The following is a 23,887-nucleotide window of genomic DNA, read 5'->3' on the forward strand; positions in this document are numbered from 1 at the left end:
TAGGGGCAAAAGCTAAAGGATTTGTACATTCAAGTTATAAATCCGGTCTTGACCCTATTGAGTTCTTCTTCCACGCAATGGGAGGAAGAGAAGGTCTTGTAGATACAGCGATTCGTACCGCACAATCCGGTTACATGCAAAGAAGACTCGTAAACGCTCTGCAGGATTTACAGGTCAAGCAATCCGGACTTGTTACAGACAACCAGGGTAATGTTATCCAAACCATGTTTGGTGAAGACGGAGTTGATCCGGCAAAATCTGACTTTGGTAAACCGGCTGACTTGAACAAACTTATTGACGAAATCAGAATGGAAAGTGGAGTAGAAGGTAAGTAGGTGTAACTATGGATGATATTATAATTAAGGTAAATGATACTATTGCAGAAATTAATGATAGTGAAAATCTAAACATAGCTTTTCCAGATAGTTATATCGAAGATTTAGCCAAAGCTTATATTCAAAAGGATTTAACTGATGACGAATTAAGAAAACTCATTATTAAGCTTAAAAATGCCTATGACCGAGCTCATGTTGAAGCTGGAGAGGCTGTTGGAACAGTAGCTGCTCAATCTGTAGGTGAACCGGGTACTCAGATGACTATGCGTACTTTTCACTATGCAGGGGTAACTGAGCTGAACGTAACATTAGGTCTTCCAAGACTTATTGAAATTGTTGATGCAAGAAAAGAGATTGCTACTCCAACTATGGATATTTATTTTGATGAAGAAAGACGTGATGATGAAGAGTTTGTTAGAACTTTGGCCAACAAGATTGGTAAAAGTACAATAAACGATATTCTTTCCGATTTCAATTTAAATTATGGTACTATGGAAGTTGAAGCAATTTTAGATAGTAAAAAGATTGAGGAAAAAAGACTTGATCGTGAGGAAATCAATGCTATCATTGAAAAAACTTTCAAGAAAGCTGTAATTAATAATGATGAAATTGTTATTCCATCAGGAAAATCCGATAAACCGGACTCCAAATTTGAAATCAGGGAACTTCGTCTCTTGGCAGACAAAGTTCGTGATTTGCAGATTAGTGGTATAAAAGGTATTGGAAAAGTTATTATTCGTCGTGATGATGAATGGATTATCCATACCGAAGGATCCAACCTAAAAGAAATTCTTGACATGGAAGGTATTGACAATGTAAGAACTACCACTAACAATATCCATGAAATTGGTGAGGTTTTAGGAATCGAAGCAGCTCGTCAATCTATTATTAACGAAGCTCAAAATACTCTTTCAGAACAGGGTCTTAGTGTAGACGTAAGACATATTATGTTAGTTGCAGATATCATGACTTCAGAAGGTGTTGTCAAATCCATTGGAAGACATGGTATCAGTGGTGAAAAATCAAGTGTTTTAGCTCGTGCAGCTTTTGAAGAGACTGGTAAACATTTACTTCGTGCAAGTATACGTGGTGAAGTGGATGATTTAACAGGTATCATCGAAAATATTATTATTGGACAACCAATACCTCTTGGTACCGGTTCTGTCGGTGTCAAAATGGATTATAAAAATGAATAGGAGGCTAGATGATGGACGTAGATAGAGGAATCAGGGTAGCTGTCGACACTGGTGATGTGACATTAGGCTCTGAAAAATCAATTCAATCTTTAAAATTAGGAAAAGGCCAACTCGTTGTTGTTGCGGCCAACGCTCCTAAAGAAATTCTTGAAGATGTTGAATATTATGCAAATCTTTCCGAAATTCCATCCTTTGTATATGATGGAACTAGTGTAGATTTGGGTTCTGTTTGTGGTAAACCTTTCACTGTTGCTACATTAATCGTAAACGATCCAGGAGATTCTACAATATTAGACGATTTGAGGTAGATTTAAGTGTCTATTAAATTTAGTGCAAATGAAATTAGATACATAGCTCTTTTCGAAAATATGACTGGAGCAATGGTTAAGGATTGCATTATCGATGATGAACATGGAAAAGTTACTTTCGTTGTTAAGAATGGTGACATGGGACTTGCTATTGGTAAAGGAGGAAGTTCTGTATCTAAAGTTCAAAGGGCAGTGGATAAAGGTGTTGAAATCATTGAATTGGATGATGATCCGATACAATTCATTAAGAACGTTTTATCTCCTGCGAAGGTACAATCTGTTAAAGTAAGTCAAAAGCAGTCAGGCGAAAAAATAGCTACTGTCACAGCTGACAATACTAACAAGCGTATTGCAATCGGTAAAAACGGAATTAATATTGAAAGAGCTAAATTATTAGCGAATAGACAACATAATATCGACAATATTATTTTAAAATAGCTTTCGGGCTATTTTATTTTAATTTATTTTTTTTTAAAAATCTTTTTTTATTTGGTTTTTATATATACTAAATACATACCTTTATAAAGGTTGAAATACATATTCTATCATAAGATATCTGCACTGGTTATAACATGACTATGTGTGCTTTTTGTCATTGTTTTTACTATTATTATCAAGATATCTTCTTTTTAGATAATTATTTTATCTAATTATTAATTATTACTGATTTATATCTTTGAATTTAGATTGTACTATAGATTATAGTATAAATCGCAGCGGTGGATTCTTAGATATGCTTTTTAACAAAAAATTCGAGGAAAAAATTATGCCAGGACTTTTTGCTGCAAAAAAACTTAAAAAAAATAGACAAAATTTTAAGTGGAAAGATGTAGATTACAAAAGGAGAGCTTTAAGGTTAGATGTTAAAGCAGACCCTCTTGAAGGGGCTCCTCAAGCTAGAGGAATCGTAATCGAAAAAGTAGGGATAGAAGCAAAACAACCTAACTCTGCTATCCGTAAATGTGTTCGTGTTCAATTGATTAAAAACGGTAAACAATTAACTGCTTTCGCACCAGGTGACGGAGCTATCGGATTTATCGATGAGCACGATGAAGTGATGATTGAAGGAATCGGTGGACCGTCCGGAAGATCCATGGGGGATATTCCTGGAGTTCGTTGGAAAGTTTCCAAAGTTAACAATGTAGCTTTATCAGAAATGGTAAGTGGAAAAATAGAAAAACCTGTAAGATAAGGTGGTTAAGTTTATGAGTAAATTATTTGGTAAATGGGATCTCGATGAAGTAAAAGTTGAGGACTTAGGTTTAGTAAAATATATCTGCTTAGACGAAACTTTAGTTCCACATACTTCTGGTAGACATGTAAAAAGACAATTCGCAAAATCTAAAGTATCTATTGTTGAAAGATTAATGAACAAAGTTATGAGAACCCATCTCAACTCCGGTAAAAAGAACAAAGCTTACAACATTGTAAAAGATGCATTAGAAATTATTCACAGAAGAACTAAAAAGAATCCTGTTCAAGTTTTAGTTACTGCAGTCGAAAACACTGCACCTCGTGAAGAAACTACTCGTATTAAGTATGGTGGTATCGGATACCAGGTTGCTGTAGATATCTCACCACAAAGAAGAGTTGACCTTTCATTAGGATTCTTAACAAGAGGTACATTACAGTCTTCATTCAAAAACAGAAAATCTGTTGCTGAATGTTTAGCTGATGAATTAATTCTTGCTTCAGAAGAAGATTCAAGAAGTTTCGCTTTACAAAAAGCTGAAGAGAAAGAAAGAGTTGCTAAAGCAGCACACTAATCGTATAATGCTTATATAGGTGGTTATTTTGAGTAGAAGAGACAAAATGATTGCAAAAATCAAAGAATTAATGTATGAACCAAATCAAATCAGAAATATTGGTATCTGTGCTCACATCGATCACGGTAAAACCACTTTATCTGATAACTTGCTTGCAGGTGCCGGAATGATTTCCGAAGAGCTTGCAGGTGATCAAAGATTCTTAGATTTTGATGAACAGGAACAAGCACGTGGTATCACTATCGATGCTGCAAACGTATCCATGGTACACGATTACCAAGATAAGGAATATTTAATCAACTTAATCGATACACCAGGGCACGTTGACTTTGGTGGGGACGTAACTCGTGCTATGAGAGCTGTAGATGGTGCTGTAGTTGTAGTTTGTGCTGTAGAAGGTATCATGCCTCAAACCGAAACCGTATTCAGACAAGCTTTAAAAGAAAACGTAAAACCAGTTTTATTCATTAACAAAGTTGACAGATTAATCAACGAGTTAAAATTAGAACCTGAAGAATTACAAAACAGATTCTTAAAAATCTTCATGGAAGCTAACAAATTAATCAAAAACATGGCTCCTGAAGACAAAAAAGACGAATGGAAATTAGACTTCACTGACGGTAGTGTAGCTTTCGGTTCAGCATATCACAATTGGGCAATCAACGTCCCAACCATGCAGGAAACCGGAATCAATTTCAAAGATATCATAGATTACTGTAATGCTGAAAATGAAAAAGAGTTAGCACAAAAAGTACCTTTATCCGATGTATTGCTTGGTATGGTAGTTGAACACTTGCCTTCTCCTAAAGAGGCACAAGTTTACAGAGTACCTAACATCTGGGATGGAGACATTGAATCTCCTGCTGGTAAAGGTATGATTGAAACTTCACCTGACGGACCTTTAGCTGTAATGGTTACCAACGTATCTGTTGACAAACATGCCGGTGAAATCGCAACCGGTAGGGTATACGGTGGAGCTATTCAAAAAGGTACTGAAGTTTACATGGTAGGTTCCCACGGTAAATCCAGAGTACAGCAAGTAGGTGTGTACTTCGGTCCTGAAAGAGTTAACACAGATAAAGTGCCTGCTGGTAACATTGTATACATTGCCGGTGCAAAAGGCGCTATCGCTGGTGAAACTTTATGTTCTCCTGAAGACAAAATCAAAGAGTTCGAAGGATTAGAACACATTTCAGAACCTGTAGTTACAGTAGCTGTAGAAGCTAAAAATACTAAAGATTTACCAAAATTGATTGAAGTTTTAAGACAAACCGGTAAGGAAGACCCTACAGTTAAAATTGATATTAATGAAGAAACTGGTGAACACTTAGTATCAGGTATGGGTGAACTTCACTTGGAAGTTATCGGTTACAGAATCAAAGATAAAGGTGTAGACATCACAACTTCCGAACCTATTGTTGTATACAGGGAAACTGTAAGAAAACTCTCTCCACAAGTTGAAGGTAAATCTCCTAACAAACACAACAGATTCTACATTACTGTTGAACCTATTGAACCTGAGCTTTTCGATGCAATCCAGGAAGGAGACATTAAAGAAGGCAGAGTAAAAGGTAAAGAATCTGCCGCTGACTTCATGGAACATGGTTTGGATAAAGATGAAGCTAGAAGAGTATGGGCTGTTCACAACAGAAGCATCTTCCTTAACATGACTCGTGGTATTCAATACTTGGACGAAGTAAAAGAACTTTTACTTGAAGGATTCGAATCCGCATTGGAAAACGGTCCTTTAGGAAACGAAATTTCCATGGGATTAAAATTCAAGCTCCACGATGCAAAACTTCACGAAGACGCAGTTCACAGAGGACCTGCTCAAGTATTGCCTGCAATCAGAAACGCAATCTTAGGTTCCATGATGCTTGCAGAACCTGCATTACTTGAACCAATGCAAAAAGTAGTTATTGATACTCCTAACGATTATATGGGTGCATGTACTCGTGAGATTCAAAACAGAAGAGGCCAAATCGTAAATATGGGTCAAGGAACTGGAGATATGGCTAAAATTGAATCCAAAGTACCTGTAGCTGAAATGTTCGGTTTCGCTGGTGACATCAGATCCGCTGCAGAAGGTAGATGTTTATGGTCTACTGAAATCGCAGGATTTGAACCTCTCCCACGTGAGATGCAAAATCAGATCGTAAGAGAAATCAGACAAAGAAAAGGATTATCTGCAGAACCATTCCCTGCAAGCCACTACTTAGGTGATTTATAAAATTAAAATTAATTTTTTAATTTTTTATATTTTTTATTAAACTTTATGAAAAAACATTATCTATTTATATGTGGAAGTATAAAATTAAATTTAAGCTATCATTTAAGCTTATAGATATTGTTTGTTAATATTATAAAAGAGGTTATATAATGGCAAAAGAAAAAGAACATATTAACTTAGCATTTATTGGACACGTTGACCACGGAAAATCCACTTTAGTTGGACACTTATTATTAAAAGCTGGTGCAATCGCTGAACAACAATTAGATGACGGAGAAAACAAATTCAGATTTGTTATGGACAAATTAGGAGAAGAAAGAGAAAGAGGAGTAACTATCGATTTAGCTCACCAAAAATTCTCCACCAAAAAATACGACTACACTGTTGTAGACTGTCCTGGACACAGAGACTTCGTTAAAAACATGATTACTGGTGCATCTCAAGCTGACGCAGCTGTATTAGTAGTAGCTGCTAACGACGGTGTAATGCCTCAAACCAAAGAACACTTGTTCTTATCCATGACTTTAGGTATTAAACAATTAATCATTGCTGTTAACAAAATGGATATGGAAAACTACAGCGAAGACAGATTCAATGAAGTAAAAGAAGAAGTAAGTGTTTTACTCAAATCTATCGGTAGAAACCCTGCTGATGTACCTTTCATCCCTATGTCTGCATTTGAAGGAGACAACATTAAAGATAAAAGTGACAACATGCCTTGGTACAAAGGCGACGCTCTCATGACCGAGTTAGACAAATTAACTCCTCCTGAAAAACCTGTAGACTTACCATTAAGAATTCCTATTCAAGACGTCTACTCCATTACAGGTGTAGGTACCGTACCTGTAGGAAGAGTAGAAACTGGTGTTATGAAAAAAGGTGAAAACGTTATCTTCGAACCTGCTGGAGCTTCCGGTGAAGTTAAATCCATCGAAATGCACCACGAAGTATTCGAAATTGCTGAACCTGGTGACAACATTGGTTTCAACGTAAGAGGTGTAGGTAAAAACGATATCAGAAGAGGAGACGTAGCTGGACACACTTCCGATGCTCCTACCGTAGCTAAAGAATTTACTGCACAAGTTGTTGTATTACAACACCCTGGTGTAATCACCGTTGGATACACTCCTGTATTCCACTGTCACACTTCCCAAACTGCATGTACTTTCTTAGAATTAACTTCCAAACTTGACCCTGCTACTGGTCAACCTTTACCTGACAAACCAGATTTCATCAAAACTGGTGACGCAGCTATCGTACAAATCAAACCTACAAAACCTATGGTTATGGAAGAAGCTAAAAACATTCCTCCAATGGGTAGATTTGCTATCAGAGATATGGGTCAAACTGTTGCTGCAGGTTTATGTCTTAAAGTTACCCCAGCAAAATAAGTTTGTAAACAATAATTAGAAAGTATTCCATACTTTCTTTTCTTTTTGTTTTTTTGGAGGAAAATTAAATGAATCAAGCAAGAATTAAGCTTACAGGAACTGATCCAGAAAAATTAGCATATGTTTGTGATCAACTCAAAAAAATTGCTGAAAGAACTGGTGTTGACTTATCTGGTCCTATTCCATTACCAACTAAAAAGCTGGTTGTTCCTACAAGAAAATCTCCTGACGGAGAAGGTAAGGCTTCTTGGGAAAAATGGGAACTCAGAATTCATAAACGTTTAATCGGTATTGGAGCTGATGAACGTGCTATGAGACAAGTTATGAAAGTTAACGTTCCTGATAATGTAAGTATTGAAATTGAACTTAAAGGATAAATATTTAGATTCCTTTTTCTAAATATTCCTTTTCACATGCCGAGATAGTCTAGTCTGGTAAGGCGCAGGACTTGAAATCCTGTGAGGTTTCCCTCGCCTGGGTTCAAATCCCAGTCTCGGCGTTAAATTTATTTTTAAAAAAAGTCTTTTAACTTAATGTCTAATTCATCTAAATTAGATACTATACTATTTTTATCCAATTCTTCTATTTTAGGTCTTTGAATCATTATGACTGCAATATCCTTTTCATTGGCAGCATTTATTTTATCGATTACGCCACCTATTTCGCCGCTTTCTTTTGTTATCATTACTGACGCGTCATATTTTTCGATTAATTCGATATTTTCAGCAGTGCTTGCGGCTCCTTTCATTTCTATGATGTGGCTTGGGTCAACATTCAGTTTTTCGCATTTTTCAAGTGAGCTTGCAGCCTTCAGTATTCTAGGATAAAATCTGTCCGGTGAAACGTGGCTGAGTATTTCTTCCATGGTGTTGGCTCCTGCAAAATGCAGCACGTTTCCTTTAATGAATTCTGATTCAATCAGTTTTCCTGCCTCGCTGAATGAATTTACATAATGGATGCGTGATGTGTCAATGCCTTTCAGGTTGGTGGAGGGTCTTTCAAAGCGGATATATGGTATTTTTAACTGTTGGGATACGCCAATGGCTGTTCGGGTGATGTGGGATGCGAAGGGATGTGTCGCATCTATGATTAGATCATAATCTGTGCCGCTTAGAATTTCGATTATGTCCTCTTTTGGAAGGGGTCTTGCAATTGTCCTGTCGCTTCCACCATCACGGGCAAGTTTTGCACCGTATTCGGTTGTGGTTGTTGTCAGAATGCATGCATCATAATTTTTTTTGATGTGTCCTATGATGTTTATGGAGTCTTTTGTACCGCCCAATAGAAATATCTTCATTTTATCACTTTATTCATTATTTTATCTGAAATTATAATTGTCAATGCCACAGCTGTAATCATCAACCAATCAGTCAAGCCAATTGAGGTTGTTCTGAATATTGTCTGGAGCTGTGGAATGTATATGATTAATGTCTGAAGTATGAATGACAGCAGAATTCCCAAATACAGGTATTTGCTTGACTTTTCCGAATTGGCCCTGGCATTCAGTGCGTTGAACAGCTGATACATTACAAACAATGTAAATGCTATTGTCATTGCTTTTTTCGAATTAACATTGATGCTCAATTCGTATAGATAAACGCAGATTGTTCCGGCGGCCATCACCATGCCTGTAAAAAATATTTTAAGCAGGGTGTCCTTGGTTAGGATGTCTCCAGTTTCGGGAGGGCGTTGCATGATGTCTTTTTCAGCACCTTCGATTCCTAAGGTCTGCGCCGGAGGCCCGTCCATTACAATGTTCAGCCACAGCAGCTGCACAGGATTGAAGGGTATCGGAAGTGAAAGTAGGGATGTTCCGACAATCGTCAATATCGCACCAACGTTTGTGGATATCTGGAATTTGACGAATCTTTTAATGTTGTCATAGATTTTCCTTCCCTCTTCAATGGCTTTGACTATGGTCTTGAAGTCATTGTCCTGCAGAATCATGTCTGAAGATTCTTTTGCAACATCGGTTCCGTTTCCCATTGCAACTCCTATTGAAGCTTTTTTAAGTGCCGGTGCATCGTTTACTCCGTCACCGGTCATTGCAACAACATTGTCCAGTTTTTTAAGGGTTTCGACAATTCTCATTTTCTGCTTTGGTTTTACTCTTGCATAAACCTGAATGTCCTGTGCTGCCTTCAGGTATTCATCGTCACTTAGGCTTTCCAGCTGTTTGCCTGTTATTGTGCGTCCTGTTGTGAGGATGCCCAGGTCCTTTGCAATTGCACAGGCTGTTTTTTCATGGTCTCCTGTAATCATGATCACGTCAATTCCGGCGTTGATGCAGTCTTTGACTGCTTTTTTTGCGCTTTTTCTTGGGGGGTCAATCAGACCAAGCAGCCCTGTAAATATCAGATCTTTTTCCCATTCGTTTTCATCTTCGATTTTGTATGCAAAGCCGATTACCCTCAGTGCATTGCCACTCATTTCGTCAATCTTTTTCAGCACAGTTTCCTTGATTTTATCATCAATTATTTTAATAGTTCCATTTTCATCTATGTATTTGCACATATCAATAATGATTTCTGGCGCACCTTTTGTTAAAACGATATTATTTTCACTGTCCAGTCTATGTATAGTAGTCATCATTTTACGATTGCTGTCAAGAGGGATTTCACCGATTCTCGGATAGTCCGCATCAAAACCCTTTGCAAATTTTAGAATGGCACCATCGGTCTGATCTCCGATTATTTCTCCATTGTTAATGACTGCATTATTGCATAATTTTGAAATGAGTATGGTTTTATCTTTGTTTGTGTAAAAACTGTCAACCACGGTCATCTTATTTTCGGTTAATGTCCCTGTCTTGTCACTGCAGATTATTGTGCATGAGCCGAGTGTTTCAACAGACAATAGCTTTTTCACGACTGCATTGGATTTTGCCATCTCCTGCATTCCTAAAGCCAATGTCAATGTCAGTACTGCAGGAAGACCTTCGGGAATTGCAGCAACAGCAAGTGAAACCGCACTCATAAAGGTTTCAACAAGTGAGGTGTTCTGCATCAGTTCCAAGAAAAAAACGGCTACGCATACAAAGATGGCTATTGCCGAGAGTATTTTTCCCAGCTTTCCGACTTTCTTTTTAAGGGGAGTCTCATCGCTTTCCTCCTGAATGATTCCTGCAATCTCTCCAATTTCCGTGTTCATCCCGACCTTTTCAACAACCGCCACGGCATTGCCGGAAAGTATATTGGAGTCCATATAAAGCTCATCGCCATCTTCCTTTTTTATGCTTTCGGATTCGCCGGTCAGATGGGATTCGTCACAGTTCAAGTCATTTGTCTGAATCGCAATCAGGTCTGCAGGTACCTTAAAGCCCTCTTCAAGAATCACGATATCTCCAACTGTCAAAAATCTGGAGTCTATCTCTTTAATTTCATTGTTCCTTCTGACGGTGGCCTTTTTGACCATCATACCTTTAAGGCTTTCAACAGCCTTCTGTGATCGGTATTCCTGAATGAAACCCAAAATGGTATTCAGCAGGACTGCAAGCAGTATAACTCCCGCATCGATTACGTCTCCAATGGCATATGCCGCAATGGCTGCAACCAGAAGAAGACCTATCAGGACATCCGCAAATTGCGACAGAAATAACATGTATGCAGGAGTGGCCTTTTTTTCATCAAGTTCATTCAACCCATAGGTTTTTTGCCTTTCAAGGGCTTCAACATCACTCAAACCCTCGGGAGATGTTTTGTATTCGGATAGTATGTCACTCATCTCATCACCTTAAAATGTAAAAACTCGCTTTTTTAAAATTTTTTAATTGCATTTTCACTCTACCAGTATTTAAATCTTCCCCCGTAAGCGGTTTGATAATAAGCATGGCATTCACTTTTTGAGCCAGTTTCACAAGATGGGGCTGAAGTTCACCGGGAGGCCTTATTGAATAGATTATGTCCACTCCATCATACAGATTGAGATTGGGGTTGGTGATGTCGTCTTTAATGACGCTTTCATCTGCCGGTGCGATATCCGTTTTAATGAGTGTGATGTTTTCTTTTTTGCCCAGCATTTCTGATATCATATCGAACTTTCCAACTGCGATTTCCGCAATCCTGACCTGACGGTCTCCAACTTCTTCCAGAATGTATTGCCCAAAATCTTGCCACATTTTTTTACTCCTTGAATTTAATTTTGTCCAATACAAAATATTAAATATATTGTTTTGTATAATATTTTTTAGTATGAAAGTTAGAAAGTTTGTTCCAAAAGATTTAAAAAGAGTTTTTGAAATAGAAAACATGTCATTTGACCAATCATATGGAATAAACATGTTTCAGCAGTTATATGAAATGGGCATAGGTTTTCTGGTTGCCGAAGAGGACGATTATGTAATAGGTTATGTGATGTTCTGGATTAAGTATGAAAATCAGGGCCATATAATTTCAATAGCTGTCGACAAGAATTATCGCCGCTTGGGCGCCGGAAGGGAACTTCTAATCAGAGCCATCTCCATTCTGTCCCTACTCAACATTGATGCAATATATCTGGAAGTGCGCCAAAGCAATGTCGGTGCCATTAAGTTTTACGAGCAGTTCAACTTCATAAAGGACAGGGTGGTTCCCGGATATTACGATACTGGTGAAGGGGCATTAATAATGTATTTACCTGTTAATCGCAGTAAGGTTTCCCGCAAGTAGCTGCTTGTATTCTGCAATTATTTCCGGTGGAATCAGGCCCGCCTTAAGGAGTACGACCAGCAGAACCAGGTAAAAAAGCACGATGGCCATCTGAATGTATCCGTGTTTTTTTGCATACGGATCTTTTCTGGTGATTAGATAAAGCCCTATTATCAGTCCTATGATGCTTCCCATAATTGAAAAGAAATATCCGATGTATATCAGCAGTCTGCTGGTTTGACCGGAATTTGACTTGCCTCCTGTTGAAACGCTTTTCTGGATTACTATTGGCTTTACTTTCTCGGCGTTTTCAAACTGATTTTTAAATAGCAGTGGAGTGCCGCATTTGACACAGAAATCCGCTTCGTCAGGATTTTTGAATCCGCATAATGGGCATATCTGAGAATCCTGCGGAACTTTCTGAAATTCATATCCGCATTTTATGCAGAATCCATATATGTCATCGCCGGTAGCACCGCACTGAGGGCATCTTCTCATCATGTTATCACTTATTTAATTAATTATCATGTGATTGTTTATATATTTTTGGTAATTGATATTAAACTTGAAGGAGATATTAATTATTAATTGATGATTATGATTGAAAAGATAGAGATTACCCAGAGGTTCAACTTCAAAAGATTGAATCGCCACTATGAATGTTTCACAATAGACTTCATAAACAACATGGCATATTATAAGATTTCAGAGAGGGGCAGCGGAGACAAGTTCCTGCAGGAAAACAGCTTATGCGACGATTCATGGATTGATATTCTGGTCGACTTAAGGCGCAAGATGACCAGCGAGATAAGGACGTTTGACGATAGGCAATCCGGTGATCTGCTTTCCGGCTTTATTGATCTTGAACTGTTCAGGGATTTTGAATCCGAAAACTTTTCATATTTCGAAAAGCTGGAGTTGATATACTCATGCATTGTGATAATCTATTCGACCGACGGCTATGAGGAATACTCGTTCAAGAACAATTTTCCCAAAAGGTGGGTCGAGTTTGGAGAGCTGCTGCGCGACTTTTTCGGCTTTGACGTCCTGCACCTGAACCATCAAAGACAGCTGGCAACTCCGCTTTTTTATGACATTGAAAAGGACGGGCTCTACTGCCGGGGTGACAGGCTTCCGGTCAAGACAATCGAGTTCGGCCATTACAGGTGCTATCCTTATGAGCTTCCGAATCCAAGACTGATAGTCAATTTTGAGGATTCAACGATAAGGGGATATATAGATAAGGTATTGACTGAAGATATTGGAAATACTGTTTTGGGGCTTTTGGAGGAATACCACGTATACCTGTGGACGCAGAGCGATTATCACATGAAATCGGATAGCCATGATCCCGAAGACCTTGAGGGCTATGACTGGTATCTTGAAATTGTATTTAAGGGTGATGTGATATGGCATCTTTTCGGATATAATGACTATCCGGACACCTACCTGCATCTGGCGCGTGAGGTGATGAACATCACTTCAATGGATTTGCTTGAGATAAACACGATTGATGAAGATAGTATAAAATTATTCGAAGAATATGGAAATGCCAAATTGGGCTGATTTTTCATTAATTATTTATATTTAAAAAAACAGACTTATTACTATTATATTAATTTAATTTTTATAGGGATAACATGGCAGGAGTATCATCAAAAGAATTATATGAATTTAAGAAAACCTTAAAAGAATTGGCTCAAAAGAGAGGTAGAGGTACAGAGCTTGTTTCCGTTTATATTCCACCAACCAAACAGTTAAGTGATGTTGGTAAGCACATGAGAGATGAAATGGGTCAGAGTGCTAACATCAAGAGTAAACAGACAAGGAAAAATGTACAGTCAGCTATTGCAGTAATTTTAGAAAGCATCAAATTGTACAGGCAGCCTCCTGAACATGGTCTGGTTTTGTTTGTGGGAATGATTCCTAAAGGCGGTCCGGGCACAGAAAAGATGGAAAAGTATATCATAGAGCCACCGGAACCGGTTACAACCTATTGGTACAAATGTAACAACGAATTTTTCCTCGAGCCTCTGGAATACATGATTGAAGAGCGTGACGTGTACGGTGTTGCAGTTATCGACAGAAATGAAGCGACTTATGCTACTTTAAAAGGTAAAAAAGAAACAATTCTAGGTCATTTAACCAGTGGTGTTCCTGGAAAACACAAGGCTGGTGGTCAGTCACAAAGAAGGTTTGACCGTGTAATTGAAGATTTGGCACACCAGTTCCTGAAACGTATTGGTGACCATATGAACGAAGCATTCCTGCCTCTTAAGGATGATTTGAAAGGAATTATCATAGGCGGACCGGGTTTCACAAAAAAGGATTTCTATGAAGGGGAATATCTTCAATATGAACTTAAGGACAAGGTCATATCCATAGTTGACACATCATACACAGGTGAAGAGGGTATCCGTGAAGTCATTGCCAAATCTGCAGACGATCTGGAAAATCTGGATGTAATGCAGGAAAAGAAACTCGTTCAAAGATTCATCCATGAATTGAGAAAGGATAAGGGTCTTTACTCATATGGTGAAAATGAAGTGAGGAATAACCTGATTATGGGTGCTGTTGACATATTGCTTTTGTCTGAAGACTTAAGCAGCATGCGCAAGACATTTGTCTGTCCAAGCTGCGGCACTCAAAAGGAAATCACAGTCAAGACTCAGGCCGAAGCGGATAAGCTTGAAGAAAGATGTCCTAATTGTAATGAACGTTTAAAAGAAGAATCTTCAATGGATCTGGCTGATGAATTTGTTGAAAAAGCTGAAGAAATGAATACTGATGTTGAGTTTATCTCCACTGAAACCGAAGAGGGAATGCAACTTTTCAGGGCATTCGGTGGAATCGGCGCAATATTAAGGTATTATGTTGAATATTGATAAGTGGGACACTTATTGATATTGCTTTTTTTCTTTTTTTCTTTTTTTGGAGTGTAATACTCGCTTAATCCTTCCTCTATTCTTATTCTGTTTATTAATCTGAAGAATAATTCCTTATCGACTGGTGTTTCTTTATTCAACTCAATATATAGTGAGTGCATATTCCGATTTTTGGTCAGATATCTGTTTTTCAGCTTTTCATATTGGGATTTTGTAATCTTATTGCGTTTCATCAACTTCAACCTTAATTTTATAATTTTGTCTACTAAAATTTAAATTTCACTAGACATTAATAGTTAATATGTTAATAATGACATATAAAGAAATATGCTTTTTAAATTTTTATATATTTTTGTTTAATTTTATTTGGGCTATTTTTTAATCTGTTCGATTTTCCATCGCAAATCTGCAGTATTTCTGGACATTTTTGTTTGAAGTTTTGGTGGAAGTCAATTTCCGACTTTGTCCATCAATTAATTATTTTCGTTAGACATTTTGAATTAATATCCTAAATCATTTATTAAATTAAATAATTTTTCTGAATAAATTTATAAAATGTCTAAGATATATGTTAAGTTATTTGAATAATATTCGATTATTTAATTAAAAATTGAAAAATATTTAAATATAAGAAGAGTCAAATATTATATTATATTGTTAAATATTACTGCTAGCAGTAAGATTTTTTTAAATTTAATGATATTAAAAAATAATCTAAATTCTATTTGGAGGAATATTTTTGTCATACGTAGATGATGTAATTGAAACTATAATAGAACAAAACCCTTCCGAACCAGAATTCCACCAAGCTGTACGCGAAGTATTGGAATCCTTAAGGGTTGTCATTGAAGAAAACGAAGAAGAATACAAAAAAAATGCACTTCTTGAAAGATTAACCAATCCGGAAAGACAATTGAAATTCCGTGTCCCATGGATTGACGACAACGGACAAGTACAAGTAAACACCGGATACAGAGTACAGTTCAACAGTGCAATTGGACCTTACAAAGGCGGATTACGTTTCCACCCATCTGTAAACGTAGGTATTATTAAATTTTTAGGATTTGAACAAATTTTCAAAAACTCCTTAACCGGTCTTCCAATTGGCGGAGGAAAAGGTGGATCTGACTTTGATCCTAAAGGAAAATCAGACAGAGAAATCATGGCATTCTGTCAATCATTCATGACCGAATTATGCAAATACATTGGAGCTGATACTGATGTACCTGCAGGGGATATCGGTGTAGGCGGTCGCGAAATCGGTTTCTTATTCGGCCAATACAAAAGAATCAGAGGATTATATGAAGGAGTATTAACTGGTAAAGGATTATCATTCGGTGGATCACTTGCAAGAACCGAAGCTACCGGTTACGGATTATTATACTTCACAAACGCTATGTTAAAAGCAAACGACATCGATATTGCAGGAAAAACCATCGCAGTATCCGGTGCAGGTAACGTAGCTATTTATGCAATCGAAAAAGCACAGCAATTAGGTGGTAAACCTGTAACTTGTTCCGACTCAACCGGTTGGATTTACGACCCTGAAGGAATCGACGTTGAGTTATTAAAAGAAATTAAAGAAGTAAGAAGAGAAAGATTAACCGCATACGCTGAAGCAAGAGAAAGTGCTGAATACCACGAAGGCAAAGGCGTATGGACAATCAAATGTGATATCGCTCTTCCATGTGCTACCCAAAACGAATTACAGTTAGAAGATGCTAAAACCTTAGTTGAAAACGGAGTATTAGCTGTTGCTGAAGGAGCAAACATGCCAACCACTATCGAAGCAACTGAATACTTACAGGAAAACGACGTTTTATTCGCACCAGGTAAAGCATCCAACGCTGGTGGAGTAGCTACTTCCGCACTTGAAATGTCTCAAAACTCAGAAAGATTATCCTGGACATTTGAAGAAGTTGACGGCAGACTCCAAACTATTATGGAAACTATCTTTGCAAATGTTGCAGATGCAGCTGCTGAATACGACATGGACAAAAACTATGTTGCAGGAGCAAACATCGCAGGATTCAAGAAAGTTGTTGACGCTATGAACGCACAAGGAATCGTATAGATTTCCTTGTTTATTTTTTCTTTTTTTGGTCTAATAATTGGTTATTTGATTGTCTGGTGTTTTTTAAATTTTTTTATATTATTTTAATTCTAAAAACCTCCGTTTTGATAAGCTCGGGCCATCACATAAGAAGGTTCATAGAAAGCACTGCAGTTATAATTATCTATCACATCACATATGTCATCATTATATACTCTTATAATGCCGTCAACATAATCCTCTTTGGAGGATAATGTGTTTATAATCAAACGCTGATATACAGCGCCCATATCAAGTGGTGTTGGAATGATTGTGGCAAGTTCCTTATCAACATCTGTAATATCATAATTTCCATTTTCAAGTTCATAATCATTAATCCAATCTGCTTCCACTTTCAAAGGATTTTCACAATGCAATACTTCTGCACAGCTAATCAGGTGATATAGTCCATCTCTTCCAATTGTATTTACAACATATTTATTTTTTTGTTTTATATTTCTTGCCACTCTTTCTATCATGTAACAAATAAAGTATAAATCATTGATTTCAATATCTTCATCTGGAAAATATTTATTCTTCATAATATTTCACTTCCTTTAAATGTTAATGTTTTAAGTGATTTTTCAGTGTTAAAGCAAATTTGATGGGTTGGATAATTAAATTTCACCAGTTCCCAGAATGCTTCTCTTGAAATGTTGCCTTCGATAAATCCTTCAATGAAATTCCAAATTTGATCATCTGCCATAGGCCCTTCCACTATATCATAATTATGTTCTATACCATTCCTGCAACTTACAATGAAATTCAACCATTCTTCACACATTTTGTCAAACTTCAGGATATTTAAATCAGCATTTGGCACATATTCATATAAATTTACAAATGATTCTCCTTTTTTTGTCATAGCCCAACGTTTTGCTTGCTTTTCAAATAGGGTGCAGTAAAAGCCATAACCAAAATCCTTATAAAAACCATTCTGTAGAATACGCGGAAAAGGCACTTCCACATTGCTTCCATGATATAATATATTTTTATCCATATGACAACATCTGCTTTTTTAATATTTTAATATTCTCGGGAACTCAAAATTTAACCACTGAATTCCTGGTGAAATTAATTTCCTGTAATTTTATAATTATAATTTTGTTTAATTAGTATATACTATTTTTCGCATATAAATTTTCTCCAATGTCTGCAAAGGGAAAGTTAACTAATGTGGTTAAGTAAACTTGAGAAGATTAATGATTCCCGTTTTATTACTTATTCCAATAACTATTTATCCTGTAAAATGCTCATTTTTTAAAAATTGTGAAACTTTTTCATAAAATTCTATTTTAAGATTTACTTCGGATGGTAAATTACTATTTGTCGTCCCAAATGGTGACAATATTATTGCTATTTGTATTGCCAAACGGTACTGTAATTAATATTATGGTCATTCATAATCAATTTCCACAGTCAACTCGATAGGTTTATTTTTCTTCATTCATAAGTGGGGGGGTATTGCTCAATTCCCGCACAAGGAATCGTATAGATTTTCCTTGTTTCTTTTTTCTTTTTTTAAGTTATTTGAGTTTTATTTACTTTGTAAACTATTTTTAGTTTTATTAATTTAAAATTCGCATTTTTTTTATAGGGAATATTGGTTTTAATTGTCTTTTTCTAATCTTTGATTGTGGATTATACATTTCATACACTAAAAAGTAATACTATTTTATATATTAGTAATACTATATCTTTAATGGTAATAGAAATGTTTCAATAAACTTAACTGCATATAAGGATGTCTTAGAATTTTGAGGAAAAATTTTTCACATCTGAACTGTGGAGGTTAGCACCATGCTAAAGTATATTGCATTGCTTTTAAGTGTTATGACACTTGCTGTGTGCATTATCGATTTAATGGTATAAACCTTTAATATTTGACTGTTGAACTTGAAAGTAAGGTTCTTGACGTTATTATAAGACTCACCCTCGGAAGTTGGCCATAATTCTCCCTTACTTTCCTTAAATATAAAATTAGAAAAACTTTATATGTGTTAAATGATATAATAATTAACACGAATATGGTTATCATATTCTAGAAATGGGGCAAACCTCCCGTTTCAACTTATATGTAGTTTATTGTCTAAAATGGGTGATAGTTTGGAAGTTAATCTTCTGAACTATTTAGACAATACTTATTTTTTAATTCTAGAGTTTTATTATGGAGTATATTTTTAAAAAAGATTTGATTTTTTGTAAGTAGGGAGGTTCTACCCAGTTCCCGCACAATGTATCGTATAGGTTTCTTGTTTCTTTTCTTTTTTTAGATTATTTGAACATAATTACTAATATGAGATATTTTCCATTCTATAAACTTATATCAAACACTTTTTAAAACTAAGTTTTCAATACTAAATTATAATGCAGTATTCGTTAAACTTTTTGTATAAGAATTCTTCGGATCTAGCCGAGGTTCAATTTTGCCATTATTGAATAATATCTGAAGATTTTTTAGATTTTAAAAAATTTAATGAATAATTTTTATAAGTTGTTTTGATAAACATTTATTATAGTGATAATTATGAGAATTTTTAAAATAGCTGTTTTCATGCTTATTTTAATCATGTCTGTGGGCGCAGTTTGTGCGGCAAACGCAACTTGCGATGACATGTTAAGTGATGATAATCAGGATAGCTTTAAGACAACACAAGAAGATATGTCTTCTATAGGAGAATCACAATATACATTCACTGATTTGAATAGTAATATATGCAATGCAACTGATTTTTTAGAAATAACTGAGAATTATAAATTTAATAATGAAACGGATTATGGAGTTGAAATTTACATTAATCAAAATAATTTTACAATTAATGGAAATAACCATATTCTGGATGGAAACGGCCAGTCAGGAATATTCATTATTCGGGGCACTAATGTTATCATAAATAATTTAGTTTTTACTAACGGTAATTTTTTAGCTGGAGGAGCAATAGCTTCCATTGGATATGTTACCTTGAATAATATTACTTTTATCAATAACAGGGCAACCGAATATGGGGGAGCGATATACTCTCTTGGAACCTTAACATTGAACAATATTACTTTTATAGGCAACAATGCAACTAAAGATGGTGGAGCAATATGTAATGATTACGGTGCAGTTCTTAACTGTCACGGCTGTAAATTCATCGATAATGATGCTGATTTCGGACATTCTATAAGGGCATCTGCAGGGACTGTGACTGTTTATGACTCCATTTTTACTTCAAATATACATAATAGGTTTGGCCAGATTGCATTGGCGATGTCTGAATATTATTTTGATAATCTGACTTTTGAAAATATAACATCATCTTATTCGCCGGCTATATATGCTACTTCCGCTTCAGGTTCAATTGTCAATTCAAGATTTAAAAATTTGGCCGCAACCATAAGTGCCGGTGCGATTTCTATTAAGGAAGGAGGCAATACCTATATAAAAAATTGCCAATTTATTAACACTAGCTCTTCTAAAAATGCAGGAGCTATTCATGCTGATATTCCTGGAATGAGTGGCAATGCGACAGGAAATGTCACTATAATGGATACCTTGTTTAAGGATACTGATTGTGAATTTGGAGGGGCTTATATTCAACTGGGGGGTAATTTATCCATTAATAATTCTGAGTTTATCAATAATAAGGCAAGTTATGCCGGAGGATCAATTTATCTTTCCTATGCCAATGCTGAAATTGATAATTGTATGTTTGATTCAAATTCCCTTGAATTGATTGAAGGATATCCGACTTGTGGGGGTGCAATCTATTGTGATATGGGTAATTTAACAGTATTCAATTCCACATTTATCAATAACTCTGCAAGCAGTGGTAATGCGATATATGCATATGATACTTCATATAATATCACAGAATCAATTTTCACAAACAATACGGATGCTATTTGCACATTCTATGACAAAGGATGTAATTTAGAGGATAATGAGTATAATAACGATACTGTATCAACAAACAACACAATTTTTTATGGGCTTATAGATGTGCAGGGTATTGAATTGACCTTGCTCAATAATACCATAAATGTTACTAATCTGCCGTCCAGATTTGATTTAAGAGATTGGGGATGGGTTTCTCCAGTTAGGAATCAGGGACGTATGGGTGCTTGTTGGGCATTTGGAATGACTGGTGCTTTAGAATCTGCATTGCTGAAGGCATGTGGAATAAGTTTTGACCTTTCAGAAAACAACATGCAAAATACTCTCTTAAAGTACTCTACTTATGGAATTACCATTATACATGAAGGTGGGGACTACTTCCAGTCCATGTGCTACTTTATAAGCTGGCTTGGAGCTTTTTCACAAGAAGCTGATGTGTATGATGAAATCGGAAAAATTTCACCAGTGATAACCACATTGAATGATGTACATGTACAGGACGTGGTTTTTGTTCGCCATGATGTGCCTGGATCTTCACTAATAAAAGAGGCGATTATTAAATACGGATCTTTGGAAGTATGTTATTATGGACAGTCCACATTTGATGAACAGAATCCTTATTATAATCCCGAAACATTTGCACAATACACTAATGTGAATATTACGCCTAACCATGCAGTGGCAGTTGTCGGTTGGGATGACAATTATTCAAAAGATAATTTCCTGATTACTCCTCCTCGCGATGGGGCATGGATTATAAAAAACAGTTGGGGTCCCAACTGGGGAGACAACGGATATCTATATGTTTCCTATTATGATAAAACATTTATGCCAGGTAATGACACTCTTCCTAGTTTTGGATATGCTGCAGGATTCATAATTGAAAATACCGTTCCTTACAACAAGAATTATGAATATGACCTTTCAGGTGATTTAAACTTCACTAACTCTTCAAATAAGTATTGTGACATATTTGTTTCAGAAGGAGATGATTTGATTGCGGGTGTTGGAACTTTCTTTAATGATACCAATGTGGACTACACTGTTGAAGTTTATGTCAATGATGAATTGAAGTGTGTTCAGGAAGGGGTTTCAGAGTTTATAGGTTTTCACACAATTAAGCTGGATTCATATGTTCCAGTCAAAAAAGGAGATGTATTCAGTGTTGTCATCAAATCTAATTTAGTTCCATATTTGATAAATTCAAGATATCACACTATTGAAGGGGTTTCATTTAGATATGATGGGGATGAATGGTATGACCTCAGTCTGAATAAATCAGTGGCATGTCTGAAAGTTTATACTGTAGCGGATGATACTAAAATCATAAACAATAAAGACATTGCTGTTGATTATGATGGGGGCAAATACTTCAGCGTTACTGTCGTGACTGATGACGGCCATGCTGTTGGAGCCGGTGAAAAAGTCAGTTTCACAATCAACGGAAAAACCACAACTGTTAATACAAACGGTGATGGAATTGCAAAAATCAAAATAACTGATGTTCCTAAAAAATACACAATAACAACTACATATAAAGGAAAATCAGTTAAAAACACAGTAACTGTAAAACAGATTCTTACAGCCAGCAAAGTCACTGTTAAAAAGACTGCTAAGAAGTTTACCTTAAAGGCAACTCTTAAAATCAACGGTAAATTGGTTAAAGGTAAAACAGTAACATTCAAGTTCAACGGCAAAACCTACAAGGTCAAAACCAACTCCAAAGGCGTTGCACAAAAGACCTTGAACAAGAAGGTTATCAAAAAGCTTAAAAAAGGCAAAACCTACACTGTCAAAGTGACTTACCTTAAAGACACTATAAAAACAACTGTTAAAGTTAAGTAGATGATTGACTTCATCTACTATTTTTTCTATTAATTTCTGGACAATTCTTTTGTGCCAAAATAATTGATTTTAATGTTAATCTAATCAATGTTTGCTTTTTTACTTTTCATTTAATGCATCAACATTCACATTAACATGAGGCTTTTTGCAATTTAATTCCTATTTCAAATGAGGATAATCAAACACTTTTCAAAACTAAGTTTTCAATGCCAAAACTGGGATGTTAATGTTAATTTAAGTGTTGGCTTATTAAAAAGTAGGGTTGTATCGCCTGTTTCTCGCACATGGCATTGTATAATTGTTAGCACTTCTTTTTTAATTTTAATAGCTAATAATTAGTAATATAATTATTAGCAAATTTTTAATTTTTTTTAGATTAATTTAGTTTATTTTATCTCTTTTAACTGTTTTTAGATGATTTTGATTTTTTGTGTAAATAGGGTGGTAACGGTTGGTTCATCGTGTTTTTTCATATTTGTGATTTTACACATTGTCGCACTTCAAAAGTTAATATGTGCTATCTTTTACTAAAGTAATATTAAATTGGTTTATGTTCAATTGAAATTAGTCAATGTTTTAAATTATTAATTTGGGATTAATTTTCTTTTGAAATTTAAAATAAAGTAAATGAAGGTAGTATTATGGATATTGAATATATTAAAGAGAATTATAAATTTGAAACATTAACAGAAAAACATGATTTAAGTAATTTTGAATGTGACTCTGATGATTTGAATGATTTTATCAAAAATGATGCGTTAAAACAACAAGAGGATAAAATAAATATCACTAAACTAATCACTTGTGATGATGAGATAATTGGATTTGTATCATTACTGACAGATATTATTCCTTTAAAGAATATTCGAGATGAAAATATCAGGTTAGAACTAAAACCTCATTACAATGAAAATATTGAAAAGGTTCCTAAAAGGAAACCATTGCCCGCAATAAAAATAGGAAGGTTTGCAATCGATAAAAAGTATACAAATAACGGATTAGGTTCACATATCCTCAGAAATGTCATAAACTCCATTAGGAAATTATCTGAAAATGATGTAGGATTAAGGTTTATTGTTGTTGAAGGTTATGCAAGTGCATATAATTTTTATGTAGTCCATAACAATTTTTCAAACCTAAAAAAAGATGATGAATTAATTAAAGAGAAGTTGGACAGAATTATTAAACAAAATCCTGAACAAACTTTTTATTTGTATTTGGATCTCAAGAAAAGTTAAAATAGGACTATTCTTTGAGATTCACATTTTTTTCTAAATTCACGGTCTTCTCTGCTAGGTGGTTCATCCATTTTTCTTAAAAAATCCCTAGCCTCT

General features: G+C 35.5%; 21 protein-coding genes, 1 tRNA gene and 1 pseudogene. 16 read left to right on the forward strand and 7 right to left on the reverse strand.

What is annotated here, in order from left to right; translation table 11 throughout:
* The 10 genes and pseudogenes from Q4Q55_RS05730 to Q4Q55_RS05775 form a co-directional block, all read left to right on the forward strand.
* Positions 1-335 (forward strand): annotated as a pseudogene (locus Q4Q55_RS05730) (DNA-directed RNA polymerase subunit A'); the annotation flags it as partial.
* Between the two features lie 8 nt (positions 336-343).
* Positions 344-1,531, forward strand: a complete 1,188-nt coding sequence (gene rpoA2 / locus Q4Q55_RS05735; RefSeq protein WP_303371868.1) for a DNA-directed RNA polymerase subunit A'' — start codon at positions 344-346, stop codon at positions 1,529-1,531.
* Positions 1,532-1,539: 8 nt separating this feature from the next.
* On the forward strand, positions 1,540-1,839 hold the full coding sequence (locus Q4Q55_RS05740) for a 50S ribosomal protein L30e (RefSeq protein ID WP_296878254.1): 300 nt from the start codon (positions 1,540-1,542) through the stop codon (positions 1,837-1,839).
* A 6-nt stretch (positions 1,840-1,845) separates the two neighbouring features.
* Entirely contained in the window at positions 1,846-2,277 is a 432-nt protein-coding gene (locus Q4Q55_RS05745; protein ID WP_303371869.1) for a NusA-like transcription termination signal-binding factor, read from the forward strand.
* A gap of 328 nt (positions 2,278-2,605) precedes the next feature.
* Positions 2,606-3,031, forward strand: a complete 426-nt coding sequence (locus Q4Q55_RS05750; protein ID WP_067044341.1) for a 30S ribosomal protein S12 — start codon at positions 2,606-2,608, stop codon at positions 3,029-3,031.
* A 13-nt stretch (positions 3,032-3,044) separates the two neighbouring features.
* Positions 3,045-3,605 carry a 30S ribosomal protein S7 gene (locus Q4Q55_RS05755; RefSeq protein ID WP_303371870.1) on the forward strand — a complete coding sequence of 187 codons (561 nt, stop codon included), beginning with the start codon at positions 3,045-3,047 and terminating at the stop codon, positions 3,603-3,605.
* A 28-nt stretch (positions 3,606-3,633) separates the two neighbouring features.
* On the forward strand, positions 3,634-5,835 hold the full coding sequence (locus Q4Q55_RS05760; RefSeq protein ID WP_303371871.1) for an elongation factor EF-2: 2,202 nt from the start codon (positions 3,634-3,636) through the stop codon (positions 5,833-5,835).
* Positions 5,836-5,984: 149 nt separating this feature from the next.
* Entirely contained in the window at positions 5,985-7,226 is a 1,242-nt protein-coding gene (gene tuf / locus Q4Q55_RS05765) for a translation elongation factor EF-1 subunit alpha (RefSeq protein ID WP_303371872.1), read from the forward strand.
* 68 nt (positions 7,227-7,294) lie between these two features.
* Positions 7,295-7,603 (forward strand): 30S ribosomal protein S10, encoded by a 309-nt coding sequence (gene rpsJ, locus Q4Q55_RS05770; protein WP_042691424.1) that lies wholly within the window; start codon positions 7,295-7,297, stop codon positions 7,601-7,603.
* 38 nt (positions 7,604-7,641) lie between these two features.
* Positions 7,642-7,725: transfer RNA gene (locus Q4Q55_RS05775), tRNA-Ser, on the forward strand.
* 12 nt (positions 7,726-7,737) lie between these two features.
* Here the strand turns inward: Q4Q55_RS05775 and cobK are convergent.
* From cobK to Q4Q55_RS05790, 3 genes are read right to left on the reverse strand one after another with little or no spacing between them, the layout of a single operon-like run.
* Positions 7,738-8,523, reverse strand: coding sequence for a precorrin-6A reductase (gene cobK / locus Q4Q55_RS05780; protein WP_303371873.1), 786 nt, complete (start codon positions 8,521-8,523; stop codon positions 7,738-7,740).
* On the reverse strand, positions 8,520-10,949 hold the full coding sequence (locus Q4Q55_RS05785) for a calcium-translocating P-type ATPase, PMCA-type (protein ID WP_303371874.1): 2,430 nt from the start codon (positions 10,947-10,949) through the stop codon (positions 8,520-8,522). The genes cobK and Q4Q55_RS05785 overlap by 4 nt, the downstream gene beginning before the upstream one ends.
* 4 nt (positions 10,950-10,953) lie before the next feature.
* Positions 10,954-11,343 carry a UPF0146 family protein gene (locus Q4Q55_RS05790; protein ID WP_303371875.1) on the reverse strand — a complete coding sequence of 130 codons (390 nt, stop codon included), beginning with the start codon at positions 11,341-11,343 and terminating at the stop codon, positions 10,954-10,956.
* 73 nt (positions 11,344-11,416) lie between these two features.
* Between Q4Q55_RS05790 and rimI the strand changes: the two genes are divergently transcribed.
* Positions 11,417-11,872 carry a ribosomal protein S18-alanine N-acetyltransferase gene (gene rimI, locus Q4Q55_RS05795; RefSeq protein ID WP_303371876.1) on the forward strand — a complete coding sequence of 152 codons (456 nt, stop codon included), beginning with the start codon at positions 11,417-11,419 and terminating at the stop codon, positions 11,870-11,872.
* On the opposite strand, the gene Q4Q55_RS05800 is transcribed toward rimI, so the two are convergent.
* Positions 11,837-12,352, reverse strand: a complete 516-nt coding sequence (locus Q4Q55_RS05800) for a zinc ribbon domain-containing protein (protein ID WP_303371877.1) — start codon at positions 12,350-12,352, stop codon at positions 11,837-11,839. The two genes, rimI and Q4Q55_RS05800, sit on opposite strands and share 36 nt — an antisense overlap.
* 96 nt (positions 12,353-12,448) lie before the next feature.
* On the opposite strand from Q4Q55_RS05800, the gene Q4Q55_RS05805 reads away from it, so the two are divergent.
* Together Q4Q55_RS05805 and prf1 are read left to right on the forward strand one after the other, a co-directional pair.
* Entirely contained in the window at positions 12,449-13,417 is a 969-nt protein-coding gene (locus tag Q4Q55_RS05805; RefSeq protein ID WP_303371878.1) for a hypothetical protein, read from the forward strand.
* Between the two features lie 74 nt (positions 13,418-13,491).
* A complete protein-coding gene (gene prf1, locus Q4Q55_RS05810; protein WP_303371879.1) occupies positions 13,492-14,736 on the forward strand; it encodes a peptide chain release factor aRF-1 in 1,245 nt (414 codons plus the stop codon).
* On the opposite strand, the gene Q4Q55_RS05815 is transcribed toward prf1, so the two are convergent.
* The gene (locus Q4Q55_RS05815) at positions 14,721-14,969 is read right to left on the reverse strand and encodes a hypothetical protein (RefSeq protein WP_303371880.1); all 249 of its coding nucleotides are present in this window, start codon (positions 14,967-14,969) and stop codon (positions 14,721-14,723) included. The genes prf1 and Q4Q55_RS05815 overlap by 16 nt on opposite strands.
* A 506-nt stretch (positions 14,970-15,475) precedes the next feature.
* Here Q4Q55_RS05815 and gdhA point away from each other — a divergent pair.
* Positions 15,476-16,810, forward strand: coding sequence for an NADP-specific glutamate dehydrogenase (gdhA, locus tag Q4Q55_RS05820; RefSeq protein WP_303371881.1), 1,335 nt, complete (start codon positions 15,476-15,478; stop codon positions 16,808-16,810).
* Positions 16,811-16,899: 89 nt separating this feature from the next.
* Here gdhA and Q4Q55_RS05825 read toward each other — a convergent pair whose 3' ends face one another.
* Both Q4Q55_RS05825 and Q4Q55_RS05830 read right to left on the reverse strand, forming a co-directional pair.
* Positions 16,900-17,370, reverse strand: a complete 471-nt coding sequence (locus Q4Q55_RS05825; protein ID WP_303371882.1) for a hypothetical protein — start codon at positions 17,368-17,370, stop codon at positions 16,900-16,902.
* Positions 17,367-17,828, reverse strand: a complete 462-nt coding sequence (locus tag Q4Q55_RS05830; protein ID WP_303371883.1) for a DUF3990 domain-containing protein — start codon at positions 17,826-17,828, stop codon at positions 17,367-17,369. The genes Q4Q55_RS05825 and Q4Q55_RS05830 overlap by 4 nt, the downstream gene beginning before the upstream one ends.
* Positions 17,829-19,355: 1,527 nt before the next feature.
* Between Q4Q55_RS05830 and Q4Q55_RS05835 the strand changes: the two genes are divergently transcribed.
* Both Q4Q55_RS05835 and Q4Q55_RS05840 read left to right on the forward strand, forming a co-directional pair.
* Entirely contained in the window at positions 19,356-22,553 is a 3,198-nt protein-coding gene (locus tag Q4Q55_RS05835; protein WP_303371884.1) for a C1 family peptidase, read from the forward strand.
* 641 nt (positions 22,554-23,194) lie between these two features.
* Positions 23,195-23,791, forward strand: coding sequence for an N-acetyltransferase (locus Q4Q55_RS05840; protein ID WP_303371885.1), 597 nt, complete (start codon positions 23,195-23,197; stop codon positions 23,789-23,791).
* Positions 23,792-23,887 lie beyond the last annotated feature (96 nt).

Source organism: Methanobrevibacter sp. (assembly GCF_030539555.1).
Classification (GTDB): Archaea; Methanobacteriota; Methanobacteria; order Methanobacteriales; family Methanobacteriaceae; genus Methanocatella.